The organism is Bradyrhizobium ferriligni (genome assembly GCF_056837965.1).
On record NZ_JBXEJO010000006.1, the window covers coordinates 93,688 to 108,820 of the forward strand.

Here is a 15,133-nt window from a genome sequence, read left to right on the forward strand (position 1 = left end):
GTCCCTCACAAGTCTTGCAGACCTGTGTGGCGTTGACCGGCGGGCGTCATGATCGCGGCGCATTAGACTAGCTTCAGCTTAGACGGAATTGACCATGAGATCGCCACCAGCTGTCTTCGGCGTTGCCGGCGCCCACAAGCGCGGACGTTCTTGAGAGAGCCTCAGAAATCTACTTCTCGAAGTGCCGACATGGTCCGGCATCGGCATGTCGAACTCCAGCGCGGGCAATCAAGCGCTAAGCGTCCCGCAGGACAGTTACGCTCATTCTGATTCCTCGTCAGCTTCTCGAAAGCTAAGCCTCGTAGCGAGAACGTGTTTGTCCAGCTTCGGCGTTAGCTAATATCTGTCAAAGGAGATGGGATGGATCCGTTCAACAACCTCAGCCCATTCGAGGCCCCAGATGTCGATCGGGCGTACTATTATGGGCTGGAAGAGCAGCAGGCGGACCAAGCGGGGTTTCCGCATCACCTGAACGAGTTGCATCCGCACGGGCGCCCGCCCTCCAGTTCAAATAGGCTCGGCGACGCGGACGTTGTGTCGAACAGAGATACGGATCATTTGAGAATGCCGCATGAGCGGCGCGTCGGAGAAGGCACTTCGCAGTTGGCCTCAGATCCGCCAGGCCGCTTGGAACAAGGGGGCCATCACCACCATGTGCTCTTTGCGGCCGCGGATCGCGGTGGCCAGTTGCCAGTCGGCAGTTTCAGTCTGCCGGATTATTGGCACGGCATGGATGCGGCTGCCGATTGGCCGACGCATAGTGTCGGCCAGGCGGAGCATTCGTGGGCGGAGGCCGGTGACGTAGCGCCGGAGTGGGCAACGACCCCCGCAAATCCTTGGCAGCAAAATCTCGGGGCAGCAATCCTCGGCCGACAGCCCCTGCCAGGTGACGCCAATACCTCAACAGGAGGCCGCCGGCTCACCCCGGCCGCAGCGCAGTGGACCGAAGCATTGCATGACACACGGGCCTCTGGCCCTGCAGACGGCGCGGCGGACTTCGAAGGCTCCGTCCTCAGGGAATCGCGGCTCGACCAGATCTTGGACAAATGGGCCTGCGATGAGCGGCAGGCGGAAGGCGAGGATCGGCAAGAGGCGGTAAGACGAATAAGAGCCTGGGGCGAAGCTGGCGACGTCTATGCAGGGCTGGAGCTGCAATACTTAGGCCTGACGACATTGCCCGACACCCTTCCGCCCGGGCTCCAATCGCTCAACGTGAGCGACAACGAGCTGGTGCACTTGCCTGACACTCTCCCGTCTGGACTTCGGACGCTCGGCGCCAGCAACAACCGATTGACTCGCCTGCCCGACGCCCTCCCGACGGGACTCCAGTCACTCGTCATCGGCAGCAACCAGCTGACCGGGCTGCCCGACACCCTCCCGGAGGGTCTTTCGACACTCGCCGTCAGCAGCAACCGGCTGACCAGCTTGCCCGACACCCTGCCGGTCGGGCTCCAGGACCTCGATGTCCGCGGCAACCTGCTGACCAGCCTGCCCGACGCCCTCCCGAGCGGACTTCAGTTGCTTGCCGTCGGCGGCAACCGGCTGACCAGCCTGCCTGATACCCTCCCGCCCGACCTCCAGGAGCTCGAAGCCGATGGCAACAGGCTGGCGAGCCTGCCCGACACTCTGCCCGCCGAGCTTCAGTTACTCTTCGCCCGCGATAACCACCTGAATAGTCTGCCCGAGACACTCCCGCCCGAGCTCCAGAGACTTCACGTCAGCGGCAACAGGCTGACGAGCCTGCCCGAGACCCTCCCGGCCGAGCTTCAGGTGCTCGAGGCACGCGACAACCGGTTGATCGGCTTGCCGGAGACCCTGCTAACCCAGCTAGGTTCTGGGTGCATGGTTTATGTGGATGACAATCCGCTGCCCGAGCAGGTGCGGACGAATTTGGCGGGAGCTCTGAATGCCCCGCACTATGCTGGCCCGCGGGTCTTCTTCTCGATGGGCGGGGGAACGGCGGTGGATCAGGAACGGCCACTAGCCGAGGCGGTAGCGGACTGGTTGAAGGGCGAGCCGGAGGCGATCGCCGCCTGGCAGAACTTCGCCGACGAGGCGGGTGCCCCGGCATACGCGCTCTTCCTCGACAAGCTGCAGAAGACTGTGAATTATGACAATCCCGAGTTCCGACAGGCGGTGGCCGAAGATCTGCGGCAGGCAGCGATCAGGCCGCCATTGCGCCAGCGGTTTTTTCAGCTGGCTTTCGGGGCGAGCGAGACCTGCCAGGATCGCATCACCCTGACCTGGAACGGCATGCAGACCGCACGTCTGAAGGCTGATGTCGAGGATGGCACCTATGACGATCGGCTCGGTGAACTCATCCAGCAGGCGCGGGTCCTGTTCCGCCTGAATGCGCTCGATTCGATCGCCCGTCAGAAGGTCAACTCGCTCCGGTTCGTCGACGAGATCGAGGTCTATCTCGCCTATCAGGTCAAGCTACGTGATCGGCTGGACCTGCAGCTCATCGCGCCGGACATGCGGTTCTATGAAGTCTCCTACGTCACTGAGCACGATCTCACCGCAGCCGAGACGCAGGTGCGCAATCAAGAGGAGGCGGGGTTCGCCGACTATCTGGCAACTCACTGGCAACCTTGGGAGATGGTGGTGAGCCGGATCGCCCCCGAAGCCCATGCACAGATGCAGGTCCGGCTCAGGGAGGCGATGGACGAGGAATTTCCGAGCCGCCTTGAGCAACGGCTCGCAGATCATCACCTAACCGGAGACAGCGAGGCCGAGGTGCAGCTCGGAGCCCAGATCCGCGAGGAGATCGCCCGCGAGATCAAGGGCGCACTGATGCGCCAGGTGCTTGGGGACCGCGGGCTTGAACTGTGATGCGGCCATCCAATTGCGAGGGGCTCGATCTTGTTTCCACCCGCCCCTCGCTACGTCATGATGTTTTCGGATGCCGGCGCACCGACCGCGCGGCTCCCGAGAGAGACCAGTGTGGTTTCCATCGCTGCATCAACGAGCGAATGGCGCACAAGGATCGAATTTTCTTCGCCGCCAGATATGACCCCAAATGGAAAGGACTCGAGATTTGGCAAGCGACCGAATATTTCGTCTACTCACAACCGCGATCGGACTCCTGATCAACAACATAGCGCTTGTCAGCATTTCGTCAGACTTCCTGGTTAAAGCTGACGAGATCGAGGAGAAAAGTGCCCCGTCGGGGCAGTTGCGGCGGCACGCGAACAACGGTTGCGGGACAAGCATGTACCACGAATGCTGAAGCGATCGCGATTTCGTCACCGATTGCCAACGCGCAAAAGGCCTTCTTGACCGCTAGCTCAGCTCATTCCGCTTCAAACGCATTTAATCGTTGCGGTCTCCGGCCATAATCGGCATCAGGAGCCGCAGCTTCAGACAATCGCCAAAAAGCTTTTCGATCCGCTTGGATCGTTCGTCGGCCAACTTCTTTGTCTCTTCCAAACTCGCTTCGGCTTTGCTCGGATAAATTACGTCTACTGGGCCGGGGCGTCCGAAATGCTCGCATGAAGATCGACACAGAGGTTAGCTATCGCGGGCGTATTTGTTTTGGAACAGAATGTATTTTTCGAAGCTCTGAAGATTGCTGATTTTTCTTTTGCAACGCGACTGAAATCAGCTTTGATCGCGCCGATACTCCACTTCTCGTCGGTCAATTTCTCCGAGACAATCAAATGAACTTCTCGGAGATGGCCGCAAATGTAAACGTCTGCATTCTCCGCCCTCAGCTGAAAATCCCAGTGCATGATGTTATCGCTGTCATCTTTGCGTAGAAAGTTCTGTTCGGTTGACCAAACCGGGGTCTCAAATAGGCGAAAAAATCAACGGGCTTTAATTTGGCGCGGACTGCGAGGGTTTCGCGTATGCGTTCATTGGAACTTCTTGCTAGCGGACAAGAGCTCGGCCATCTCAGCTCGGGTGCTGGCGTTTCCGCCTTTCAGGCCGCCATGAATATCCTCTTAGGTCGCTGATGTGTTCAGACTTCGTCAATCAATGAATAGCTCGTACTACGCCCGCCGGCCGCGTCTTTCGCCAAAACGCCCCTGGCGACGAGATCATCGATGTCCCGCAGGGCCGTATCCTGCGATGATTTGGTAAGCTGTGCCCATTTCGAAGATGTGAGCTTGCCTTCAAAGCCCTCGAACAAACGCTCAATCATCGCCCGCTGTCGGTCGTTAAATTTCTGGTTCGCTTGCTTCTTCCAGAAGTGGGCTTTCCGTAGAACCGAGGCGAGGATGGTGTCGGCGCGATCAAAGGCCCGGTCAAGGCAGTCCAGAAACCACTCCAGCCATACCGTGATGTCGAGATCGCCTTTCTGCGTGGCTTCGAGGATATCGTAATAGGCGTTCCGCTCCTGCCGGATCTGCGCTGACATGCTGTAGAAGCGCTGTGAACTGTTCTCTGACCGCGCCAGCGCCATCTCGGAAATCGCGCGGGCGATACGACCATTGCCATCTTCGAACGGATGGATGGTAACGAACCATAGATGCGCCATGGCAGCCTTGATAACTGGATCGATGTCCTGCGTACCGTTGAACCAGCCGATGAAGGCTTTCATCTCGTCAGGAAGCAAACCAGCTTTGGGAGCTTCATAGTGAACGCGCTCGCGTCCGATTGGCCCCGAGACAACCTGCATCGGCCCCGTGTCCTCCGTGGGCCAGTTCCCGACGGCGATCTTCGTCATGCCGCTGCGGCCCGTCGGAAACAAGGCGGCATGCCAGCCAAAGAGACGGTCAGAGGTGAGGGGAGCGTCATATCTGCCGGTGGCGTCCAGCATCATCTCAACGATGCCCTCGACATTGCGCTCGACGGGCGTCAAGGCGCCGATATCGACACCCAGGCGGCGTGCCAGCGATGATCGCACCTGATCGCGGCTCAGAACCTCGCCCTCGATCTCGCTCGACTTGGTGACTTCCTCGGTAAGGGCCTCAAGATTGGCTTCGGTTCGCAGCCGAAAGCCGAGCTCTTCCATGCGACCGGTGAGACGACCCTGCCGGTGACGGACAGCTCCCAGCTTCTGGGCCAGCTTTGAGCTATTCCAGGTAAATTTCGGCCAGTCTTTCAGTTCGTGGATATAAGTCGTCATTCACCGCACCTCATGCGGAGAATATGCACCTTATTCCTCGCAAACGCAATAATATTCTACGTATAAGGTGCGGAGAATAGGGGTAATATTCTCCGCAATATCAATAAAATCAATGGCTTGCGCGTGAACCTATAAGATGATCCTTGGCAAGTCATCGCTCCACAAACACTCAAATGGAACGATTTTGTTCCACATTGGTGGATGGAGGTCTTATCAGGCAGTCTTAGGTTGAGTTGGGTCATTCCCGTCGTCAACGAGGCGCCGCAATAAAATCCACGGGATTTTCATGAACGATGAAACCTCGCGAGCGGGTTCGGGCTGTCTTGGACAAGCGCAATGCCACCAAGCTTCGGCGCGGTCCAAGAGACTTTCCCTTCTCAGGGCTTATGAATTGCGGATACTGCGGCTGTGCCTTCGTCGGTGAGATCCACAAGGGGCGATACATCTATTATCACTGCACCGGCTACAAGGGTAAACGCAGCGAGTCCTATGTTCGTACGGAGGTCATCGCCGCGAGATTCCCCGAACTGATGGGCCGGCCGCATTTTTCGGAGAAGGTCCATCAGTGGATCGTTGCGGGGCTTCATCAGCAGTCCGGCCTTGTCTTGAAGGGTAGGGGTGGGCCAAGCGTATGCGCTTTCTTAACTAAGCTCTCGCTCAATTGACGTTGTCTGAGGGCTGAGCGAGTATCGGAGAGTCTTGGGCATCAAAGTATTCTTCGATCTCACTTACCGCTCTCTGCTCCCATTCGTCGGCCTGCGTCAGCAATGAGACTCGCTGGAGTGGGCGGAATGCTGCGGCTTGACGGCACAGCGAAGCTATTGCGCGGTAGCGACGCACGTTTTCCAGAATTGCCGATCCTGTCATGTTTGATTTGCCCATTCAGCTTACAGCGCGAACATGAGGCGGATCGATTTTCGATTGGTTAGCGGCCGGCCCTGAAAGCATCCATGGTTGGCAAATCCTTGCGATTTCTGACCCCTCAACGCAGGATGTCTGCTTTCCTCGCCGTTCCAGACAATCCACGTGAGATCAAAGTGCGGTTTTCCTTGGCGGGAGTTCAGATGAAGACCTCCGTGATGAAAAATACGGGCAGGGGTGGCGGACTGAGTTTGCCCATCGGCGACGAGCAAGGTCAGTACATCGGAAAATTCCCTTCGCCCAATCTTGTCGGATTGTCGGAAAACGAGTTCGCCTTTCTGGCGCTGTCCGAAATCCTCGGAATGGACGTGCCGGAACGCGAGCTTGTCGAAAAATCCGATTTCGAAGGAATTCCCGAAGAATTCAACACATTGTCGACCGGCAAGGTCTTGCTGGTGAAGCGTTTCAACCGTGGACCCAAAGGTACCCGAATTCACATCGAAGATTTCGCTCAGGATCTTTGGCCGGCAGCCACTCGCCGCGACAATTAGGACCCTGAGCTTAGCTCAGGTGTTTCCGCATGACTGACGCGGAAGCCGAGACGGCCTTCAAGGCTATCCGTGGGCCGATATCATGGGCGGCGAAGGTAAGATTGCTGAGGTGGACGGCGGCGGCTGAAATACTCCCCAGCCTGATTGTGCAAGCGCCGTCGAGGCTGTACGCCTCCTGATGATTGATCCGGCGCATGTCGGAGCGTTCATGCAGGCCATCCCAGTAGGCGGCTCGCTATTTCGGCGACGTGAAGCCCGCCAACCTCAAGAGGATCGCGTTGACCGCCGCTTTACCCGTAGTCAGAACGGCAAGGGCAAGGTTGCCATCCGCGGGCGCGGCGGCAATTCGGTCCCGCCCGTGTTCGGTTCCGAGAGGCAGGCCGCCGCTTTCATCAAGGCCGGGATCGCCAAAGGCAAGGTCGTCAACGCAGACGAAGGGCGCCGGGCTGAGATCGATAGGCGCCGCGATGGTCCTCGATAAAGCGGAAGATCATGTCCGGCTTCCGGCAAAAATCGCAATCACCTTCTTAAAATGTCTCGCTCCATGCGCAGCCCTTCGTTCTCCTGGCGCAGCAGAGCGCCATTTCTGCCGTCACTTTCGGAATGAAAGCAGGTGGTCGGGATGTTGGTCGTGGAGACGATTGCGCCGAGAGGGACTGCCGCGAGCAGCCGGGATGCCTGCCGAGGGCAGTCGCAGACCTCATCGTGACTGCGTGACCAGCCCGAGCTGGAGCGCGGCCAGAGCGCTGATGTCGTGGCGGTGTTCAACGGCCTCGCCCGCAGCCTGCGCGGCCTGTACCAGGGCGGCCTCTTTGCGTTCGGTCATCAGTTTGTCGGCTTCGATTTGGGCCAGCTGCTTTTCACGCTCATCCGCGGAGAGCGCGGCGGCATCGTCGCTGTTCATGTCGATCAGCTCGTTCACCTTTTCGGTCAGAGTGTCACGAAGGGCCCAACAAAGCAGCCCAATCACATCGGGAACCTGCCCAGATGCGGTGCCCACAACCCGCGTGTTCGCATCGGGGACGACAGCAATCAGATTGTGTTCCTGGAGGGTGTAAGGCCATCCGATCTCGCTGGTGTTGTCATCAATCATGGCCGAGATAGATGGCGCCCCACGTTCCGCCAGGCCTGCGATCAGCGCCGCGGCGTCTCGCTTCTTCGCCTCACTGGGAAATGGCGCACTGCGGATCTGGTGGGCGTCGGCTTCGAGCTCCCGGATGTGCAGGCGCAGACGCTCGAGCGCGTCAATGATCCGTTCGCCTCGCTCTAGAATCTCCGACAGCGCGATTGGAGAGACGGAGGCAAGGCGCGCGCGCGACGGCTGGCCACCGTGAGCCAGAAAGGCCCGGCAGCGGGATGCCAGGATCTCGCAGTTACGCATGCGGGCAGCAGCGGTCGCCTCTCGAGCGATGAGGCGACGCAACTTTTCGGTCAGTTCGCTGGCTTGCTTGTCGAGGTCACGGATTTGCTTGTCCTCCTTGTCCGCGCTGCGACGGTCGGCGCTGCGGGCCAATATCAGCCGTTGGCGGTGGGTCTCGACGCGATGAAGCTCTGCACGAGTTGCGCGCATCTGCTCCTCAACCGGCAACCACGTTGAGCGCGCATCCGCTGCACGATCCACGATCGCCTCAAAACGATGCCGAGCGCCCTCATCGGGCAACAGGTCGGCGGGGTCACTATGCAAGTAACTCTGGAAACCTACGTGATCATTCACTTGTCGTCTCTCGTCGTTCCGTATCAGATGTCCCATTTTCGGGGCAATGACTCGCCGTGCGTGTTTCTATACCGCTTTTCCCCTCCCGATTGTCATCGGTGTGACGTCGATTTACAGATCGAACCAGCGTCAAGAAATTTGCCTCCGTTGAACACGATGACGTAATTGCGGTCGACGCTCGGGAGGAGGGCACTCTCGCTATTGTCAAGCTCTGTCAATCAAACGACAGCCAATTGACCGCCGCCGACGACGAAACGTGCTGCTGCTTGGGCCGCCCGGCTTGGCAAGAAACACCTTGCGGTCGCGCTGGGGCCTGAAGCGAGTTGATCTCCGATGGATGTACAATCGGCTTGATCTCGACGAGGGCCCGATCTGGCGGCGGGCTCGGGGACTATGGGTCCATGTTGCTATGGCCCAGGTGAAGGAGGCGGCCCCGGTTAGGAATCGGTTGGTCGTCACCTCCCGATGGCATCATTCCACGCCAGTCGTCCAGCAAGCTCTTTGACCGACGAGGATAAGCATAGCCTCGGGCTTGGCTGTCCTGCGGGAGGCAACGGGATTAAGTCCGGGGGCAAGTTCATCGCGAATTTCTCACCGATGTAGTTTGAATAATGCAAGGCAAGTCAGCCACAGCTCGGTGACCAAGTTCTTGCCATTGCTCGATGTGATGCATCGGAAATGACAGCCCACGCCTAGTGCGGAAGTGGTCGGCTTCACCAGCGGGCACCATATACCTTCGTATCGTTCCATGCCCCCATTAGATGCCCGACCTTTCCCTACGTTCAATTGAGCCGCCGATACGATGGTCTTATTTTCAGGATGCGCGGTAGCGCCCCGCTATCGCTGCCCTCCTTGGGCGTTCCTCCCTAGACTTGGGTCGCTTGCGGCAACGCAAGCGGCTCTTCTTTTGTAAGTGCCTTCAAGCGGTGCGGTCTCTGGTCGCTGTGTCACTGGAGTCGGACCTTTCAACAGTAAGCGGCAAGCTGAGCCCGTCAGTCGGCGCGGCTCAATGGCGTGACTGCAGGCCAGCTCACCCTGTGGATATTCACTTCGAAGTCACCGCCCAGTTGTTGAAATTGAAGTTCATTCCTCCTGGTGAAGAAGTAATCTCGACACCGTATTGGACGCTACCAACCTTGATGTCGCCAAAGTAGCCCTTCGACTTGATCCACTCCAGGGCACTCTTGATGTCCACCGTGCCGTTGTTGGTCTTCGAGGTGGGTAGCAGTGAGATGACCTTGTGACCATTGAAGCCTTCAAACACGTTCCAAGTCGCTCCACCTATGTTGACATTTCTGTAGACTGGAATCGCGGCCCCGGAAGGGGCGTAATGATACGAAATTGGCTTAACGTTGCCGCCACCGTCGGGATTTCCGGTGTAGTTTGTCCAGAGCATTATCTCGTGCTCGTTTGAGCTGTCCCAAATATCATAGGCGGTGTCCCAAGCGCCGCCGCCAGGCACTTGCTGGCTGAAGCTCGAGGTCAAACTCTTGATGGAGCTGAGCGGCTTTCCGACGTTGAAAGTCTCGTGCGGATAGCTTTTGATGCCAGGAGTGTTAGGCTGGTTCGACCACACGTCCCACTGGTTGACGGCTCTCACTGAAATCGTCTGAGGCCCAGCGCCCGTCCCCCATACGTCGTTGTTCCAAGAGTAGTCACCGCGTGAAAAGCTTCCGTATGGAGCGCTCGACCTCCAAATCGGAGCTTTCGCCGACCCTGGTGCGACAGCTGATGACGACTTGGCTTCATTCACGACCTGCCTAAATCGGTCATGATCCGCCTGCGTTTGGACGTTTCCCGTTGTGGACCCTGGCGAGCCCGCACCACTTATCCGATTGATCTCCAAAGCGTCTCCTATCTGTTTTGAGAACAAAGTTTCCTGCATACCCCGCCGAGCACGTATCCGCAGGATTCGTGGCCAGTTCAGTCGCAGGCGGCGTCGATAGCTAGGCTCGAATGCTAGGAAGGTTGGCTTTCGAGAAGCTGACGAGCTTGAGACGAAAAAGTGAACTCCGTCCCGGTTTTCCCTCTCGGATACCAGCCGCCAGGCTGAGACAGAAAGAACGCTCCATTGGATGACCAGCCTTGTTCGAACAACGTCCAATAAGGAGTGGGAGCTCGCTTGCCGGAGTTTACGAATTTGGCGGCTGCCTCCAATTTCAATAGCGGCGACACCTCTATCATTCGTCGGTCTTCATTCGACTGAAAGGGATTAATCGAAGTGGGGTAGCCACCATGTCTCTGCTCATCGGGAAATGTTTGACCGTCTGCCGAGGGTGACGGCGGTCGTCGCCGGCAGGATGGTGTGCCAACGCGATCGCCGTGCCCGTGCGGCATGTTCGGCCGACAAGAACAGCCGCGAGGATCAGATGGGCTGATCAGTGATATGCATGATTGAGAAATAATTGTCCGGGTGATGCTGAACATCGTCGGCATTCACATGTGAGAGCGTGATTGAATTGCCCTCTCCGAGATCAACGACCGTGGTATCAGGGCCAGCCGCCTTGATGTGACTGGCAAGATCGGCAAGCGTATGAATACCGGTGTGATTGATCCCGTCCTCGATATTCAGTCTATCCCCCACCGTGAAGTCGATCACGGAATCCTTGCCATTCCCACTCGTGAACATGAAGTTGTCGTTGCCCTGATTGCCGAACAGAACATCGTTGCCCTGACCGCCGTACAGAAAATCGTCGCCTGCACCACCATGGATTGTGTCGGCTCCCTGATTGCCTTCCAGTTCATCATCGCCCCCACCACTGGAGATCAAATCGTTCCCGCCCCGACCCTGAATGAAGTCCCTATCAGCAGTCCCAACTATGTGATCGTTGGTGTTCGCGCCGCGGAATACAGCCATGTCATTTTCCTGTGTCGTGTTTGCCAGGCGAGCCGTCGCGGAAGTGATCGGGCTCGCGTTGATGGTCATACACATCGGATCTGACGGAAACCTGACTTGGCTAGGCCATTGCAACGCGTCGTCCAATGGCGAGCCGTTGTGCAAATGGTTTCGAAAGCCCAGCGGCTCACACTTTTGATCCCGCATGGACAAAATTGGTACGCGAAGTCGCGAGGTCGGTCCAGGCAAGTGTATAGGACAACACCGGTCGTAGCTGGGCAAGCGGCGAAGGCTTGATCACGCAGGCCGGCACTATTGGCAAGCAGGCAATGACAGGAGCGCAAACTTGACCAAGTTCATGCTTGGGCGCTGTTCCCTCCACGTGGCAGACTGGACTATTGCTTGGTTGCAAATTCGCGGTTCCAGTAGGCGGGAGCTTCCGCGCGGCCGATGCTTGCGCGGCGATGTCATGCGCGCCGTCGTCGAGACCGGCGGCGCTGTGGGGCAGCCACCAGGTCGAGATCGGGGACGTCGACATGCGATCTTATCCCGGTCAGCGCGACCAGATCTGCGGTGATGCCGATGTTGCACGGGTCGGACCGCCGCTAAAGACGCAGGTCTGACGTCTGACGAGCCGCGCCCATGCGGCCCGGTATATCTGGCCCACGCCGCCGAATCTTCGCACATAAGCGGGGTATCGCCGTCGTCACCACCCTTGAGCACCAGTTGATCCGGCTCCCAAGGCGGCCGATCCTCTCAATGGCCAGCGGCAAGTAATCCTCGAGCCATGTGCGAAGCCGGCTTTCAATAGCGGCGACTGCAAATCGCCTTTCCAACCGTCGAGGATTGGTCGGCTCGTGTCACCCATCCCATGCGGCGCGGGCAATCGGCGCCCATGCAAAATCCCGATCGGGCCTTGAATGGCTCCGGTACCCTAACGGCCCATCACACCAAAAATCAGGGCAAGCACGTCAGTCTGCGCCTCATATCGCGCAGCGGCTGAAACAAAATATTCGTTCGACTAGGCGTCGCCTGGATCAGTGATGTCAGTTGTAACCTCGGCGTCGATACGGCGTACCAATTTGAGTGCGCTTCCCACCATCAGCGCACCGAATCCATGTAGCGGCAGCACTGGAAGCGCTGCAATTCTAGATCATCGACGAGCGAGATGCCGTTGCTTTTATTGTTCGATTGTTTTGATGTCGTTCGTCATGCTGCGCCCGTTTCAATGAGCCGCACCTAGCAGTAGGGAGCGCGTCAACTTCTCGACAGCTAAATCGGCTAGACTGGTACCTTGGACTGCAAAGCGACCGCAAACTGACGGCTTTGGATGAAGCGACAAATCCGTTGGATGGTCCACACGTTTCACGGACGTGCTACGCTATGCACCCGGAGCAATCGAGCTTCGAGCAGTGCCCTGAGCGATTGCAACCGCACGTGGCGAAATGCCGCGCCGTCAGACGGCGGACGCGCTTTGCTCGATCGCCCGCGGCCATGATTATGAAAGTAGCCTCTGAGAACGGATTCAGGGGCGCCCGGTCGGTAAACTATCACAGGAGCACTACATCCTGGCGGCCGCATTCACGACGGCGCGCACCGGACACCCCTCTCAGAAAAAGCAGGTTCGCTGCTACCCCAACTTCGCCCCATCAACTTCGCTTCATAGAAGATGGACGTCCGGTACCGCTCCGACCGCAACGAAGCCTGGCTGAAGGAGAAGACTGTCCGGCGGACGATTTTCCGGTTATCGGATTTATCAAACGCCGGGTTGTTGCCGCGTTGTACCTCGGAAAACAGGAGGAGCAAAGAACTGAGGTCGGGACCGGTGGGTATCGGACGACGTCGAGCAAGATTCGCAAGGCACTGGACAGTGTCATTAGCCCAAAAAGTAAATTGAGTAAGCCGCTCAAAAAACCCAAGGAACGTGGGTCGAGCCTGCTTTTACAGGCGGAAATCGAATGCCGCGCACATGACCTTCGAAGTCTTCTTCGCGCGAGTTCGCTCAAAGGATTATCGCGGTCCTAACCTAGGTTGTGGAAACGTTCATTATAACTTCATACGCTCATCGCAAAGGTGAGCCTCAGCGCTCCCGAGAAAATACGGAGCGCGTTATGAAGAAAACCAGAAATAGAGCAAAGCAAACCACATCGCTTCAGGACCGGCTCAATGCGTTTGCCGACGATATCTTCCACAAGGCAGCGCGGCTTCCGCCCGGCATCGCGCGCGACCAGCTGCTGAAGCGTGCGCGGACGGCGGAGATCGCAGCTGACATTGATCAATGGGTATCGTCTTCAGGCTTACAGTCGCCGACATAGGGCTTGGAGACGTCTCCTCCTCCAAGTTCTGTAAGGGCCCTCGTATCCGGCGGGGGCCCTTCGTTTTGGGAACGATCTGCGGTGTTTAGGACCATGAGTGCAACGCCCTAGTAGAAAATGCTGGCGGCTGGCACTTCGCACCGGTCGCCGTCGACATCTGTCTGCCTCCCATGTGAGCTGACAAATCCACTTTCATGGTCAGTTCTCATGGTCAGTTCACGTCAGCTTTCCGTCAGCGGAACTTGGTATCGACCTCACCCCGCCGTTCGTGGCGAGTGTCCGCGTCGGAGAGCCAGTTTGTGGCGGATGGGTCATGCTGTCCCACCTAGATCGGAGATGAAAGTTTATGCGAGGCATTGATGAGGGCAGCAAATCGTTCAATTCAGAGGCTGGCCGCACCGCGGGCGACAATGCCGATAGTGCTCGCGTTGAAACGGCTGCTGGCCAAGGTGAAGGGCGTCAATCATTCAGCTCGGTCGTAAATCAAATTCGCTCCGAGCCTGACGATCGGCCCGCGTCCTTCTCTGGTGACGAGCGCCGTACCTGCGCTGGTGTGCCGGAGCGGCCTGTCCGTCCAACTTCAGCTGGTCATCGGATGTTGGTGCAGGCGCTGCACACCGCGACCGGAGGCAATCAGAATCTCCGCTCTTCCTCCGGCGCCGGCGCGCTGCGTACCGGTGCAAGATCCTCGTTCGATGATCCGCAGGCGCAAGCCTCGTCAGGGCGCGCGCTCCGGGAGGAAGGGCGCTGGTCCGGCAGGGGGAATGTCGCAGGAAGGTCGCGCGTTGACGATGGATCCGCGCCGAGCGCGCGTGCTCCGGATTCCTGGAGGCCGGATCAATTCCGCGAGCCCGCACAAAATGCGGGCGCAGCGTCCGCGCGTTCGGCAGACGAGCCATGGCGTGCCAATCGACCAGACGAAAGCTCGCAAATTGTCTTGCGCGGGCCGTATAGGGTCGGCGATTCGGATCGAGGTGGCGGGGCGCCCGGTTGGAGCTTCAACAACAGGCCCTTTCTGGCACCTGATGGCTCGCTCCGTGAGCGATTTGATTCCCGCCATGGCACGGCAGAAGGCAACGCAGACGGCGCACGTCCGGCAGGCGAACGCTGGCGTGCTGATCGCGCGCGGGAAGGCGCGCGAGAAGGCGCCCGTGCCCCGACTGTCGAAGGCCGCTTCGCGCGCCCTGGCGAAATGCCGGCCTTGCGCATCGATGATATGCCATCACACAATATTGGTGCGGGCCCTGACCGATTTCACAGAGGCGATGGCGCAGCTCCTGATGGCGATGCTGGCCCTTCGCGTTTCTCAGGCAGGTCCTGGCACGGCGATCAAGCCGCTGGCGGCTTCCCGAGAGAGCCGCGGCATTCGCATATCGAAGCCGGTTTCGGCCAGGGCAGCGGCGCGCAAGGATGGCGCCTCGAGGAGCTGCCCGCGACGTCCGCCGACCGTCGAGGACCTGAGCGAAATCGGAAAGGTCACCGTGGCGCACCGCATCCGGATGCAAGCTCGTCACGTTCGGACCGCGGGCCGTGGCGTGCCGATCGAGCCGCCGGAACACCGCAAGGTGAGGGGCTTGCCTTGCAATCGCAATTTGCCTCCAATTGGCGCGGTGAAGCGCCAGGCTGGCGTCGCTTCGAGGGCACGCCCGCGGCGCCCCTTCATGCCGCACCCCCCGATCAACCTTATCGAGGCAATGTCGCACCAGGCATGAACGACGGTCTTCCGGGTCGCGGTGGAGAGCCTTGGCGGAGCGATCGAGTAGCCGGAAACTCGCGGCAGAGCGC

11 protein-coding genes and 2 pseudogenes are annotated in these 15,133 nt (G+C 58.8%); 6 read left to right on the top strand and 7 right to left on the bottom strand.

Annotated features, from left to right (window positions below; genetic code table 11):
- The first annotated feature begins 360 nt into the window (after window positions 1–360).
- On the top strand, window positions 361–2,832 hold the full coding sequence (locus AC1VNY_RS05065) for an NEL-type E3 ubiquitin ligase domain-containing protein (RefSeq protein WP_482404360.1): 2,472 nt from the start codon (window positions 361–363) through the stop codon (window positions 2,830–2,832).
- A 629-nt stretch (window positions 2,833–3,461) separates the two neighbouring features.
- On the opposite strand, the gene AC1VNY_RS05070 is transcribed toward AC1VNY_RS05065, so the two are convergent.
- Both AC1VNY_RS05070 and AC1VNY_RS05075 read right to left on the bottom strand, forming a co-directional pair.
- A complete protein-coding gene (locus tag AC1VNY_RS05070; protein ID WP_482404361.1) occupies window positions 3,462–3,731 on the bottom strand; it encodes a hypothetical protein in 270 nt (89 codons plus the stop codon).
- Between the two features lie 230 nt (window positions 3,732–3,961).
- Window positions 3,962–5,071, bottom strand: a complete 1,110-nt coding sequence (locus AC1VNY_RS05075) for a Fic family protein (RefSeq protein ID WP_482404362.1) — start codon at window positions 5,069–5,071, stop codon at window positions 3,962–3,964.
- 293 nt (window positions 5,072–5,364) lie between these two features.
- Here AC1VNY_RS05075 and AC1VNY_RS05080 point away from each other — a divergent pair, with 293 nt between their 5' ends.
- Complete coding sequence (locus tag AC1VNY_RS05080; protein WP_482404363.1) at window positions 5,365–5,736, top strand: recombinase zinc ribbon domain-containing protein; 372 nt, start codon at window positions 5,365–5,367, stop codon at window positions 5,734–5,736.
- Here the strand turns inward: AC1VNY_RS05080 and AC1VNY_RS05085 are convergent.
- Entirely contained in the window at window positions 5,729–5,938 is a 210-nt protein-coding gene (locus tag AC1VNY_RS05085; RefSeq protein ID WP_482404413.1) for a hypothetical protein, read from the bottom strand. The two genes, AC1VNY_RS05080 and AC1VNY_RS05085, sit on opposite strands and share 8 nt — an antisense overlap.
- 167 nt (window positions 5,939–6,105) lie before the next feature.
- Here AC1VNY_RS05085 and AC1VNY_RS05090 point away from each other — a divergent pair.
- Both AC1VNY_RS05090 and AC1VNY_RS05095 read left to right on the top strand, forming a co-directional pair.
- Window positions 6,106–6,447: pseudogene (locus AC1VNY_RS05090) on the top strand (HipA domain-containing protein); the annotation flags it as partial.
- Window positions 6,448–6,691: 244 nt separating this feature from the next.
- Window positions 6,692–6,964, top strand: a complete 273-nt coding sequence (locus AC1VNY_RS05095) for a hypothetical protein (RefSeq protein ID WP_482404364.1) — start codon at window positions 6,692–6,694, stop codon at window positions 6,962–6,964.
- Window positions 6,965–7,183: 219 nt separating this feature from the next.
- On the opposite strand, the gene AC1VNY_RS05100 is transcribed toward AC1VNY_RS05095, so the two are convergent.
- From AC1VNY_RS05100 to AC1VNY_RS05115, 4 genes and pseudogenes are all read right to left on the bottom strand, one after another.
- Window positions 7,184–8,197: a hypothetical protein gene (locus AC1VNY_RS05100; protein WP_482404365.1), complete on the bottom strand. Its 1,014-nt coding sequence runs from the start codon at window positions 8,195–8,197 to the stop codon at window positions 7,184–7,186.
- Window positions 8,198–9,242: 1,045 nt separating this feature from the next.
- Window positions 9,243–10,082 (bottom strand): glycoside hydrolase family 12 protein, encoded by an 840-nt coding sequence (locus tag AC1VNY_RS05105; protein ID WP_240536970.1) that lies wholly within the window; start codon window positions 10,080–10,082, stop codon window positions 9,243–9,245.
- A 480-nt stretch (window positions 10,083–10,562) separates the two neighbouring features.
- On the bottom strand, window positions 10,563–11,123 hold the full coding sequence (locus AC1VNY_RS05110; RefSeq protein ID WP_482404366.1) for a calcium-binding protein: 561 nt from the start codon (window positions 11,121–11,123) through the stop codon (window positions 10,563–10,565).
- Between the two features lie 305 nt (window positions 11,124–11,428).
- Window positions 11,429–11,685: pseudogene (locus AC1VNY_RS05115) on the bottom strand (aminoglycoside phosphotransferase); the annotation flags it as partial.
- A 1,459-nt stretch (window positions 11,686–13,144) separates the two neighbouring features.
- On the opposite strand from AC1VNY_RS05115, the gene AC1VNY_RS05120 reads away from it, so the two are divergent.
- Window positions 13,145–13,348 carry a hypothetical protein gene (locus AC1VNY_RS05120; protein WP_482404367.1) on the top strand — a complete coding sequence of 68 codons (204 nt, stop codon included), beginning with the start codon at window positions 13,145–13,147 and terminating at the stop codon, window positions 13,346–13,348.
- Between the two features lie 1,037 nt (window positions 13,349–14,385).
- The gene (locus AC1VNY_RS05125; RefSeq protein ID WP_482404368.1) at window positions 14,386–15,060 is read left to right on the top strand and encodes a hypothetical protein; all 675 of its coding nucleotides are present in this window, start codon (window positions 14,386–14,388) and stop codon (window positions 15,058–15,060) included.
- The last annotated feature ends 73 nt before the right edge of the window (window positions 15,061–15,133 follow it).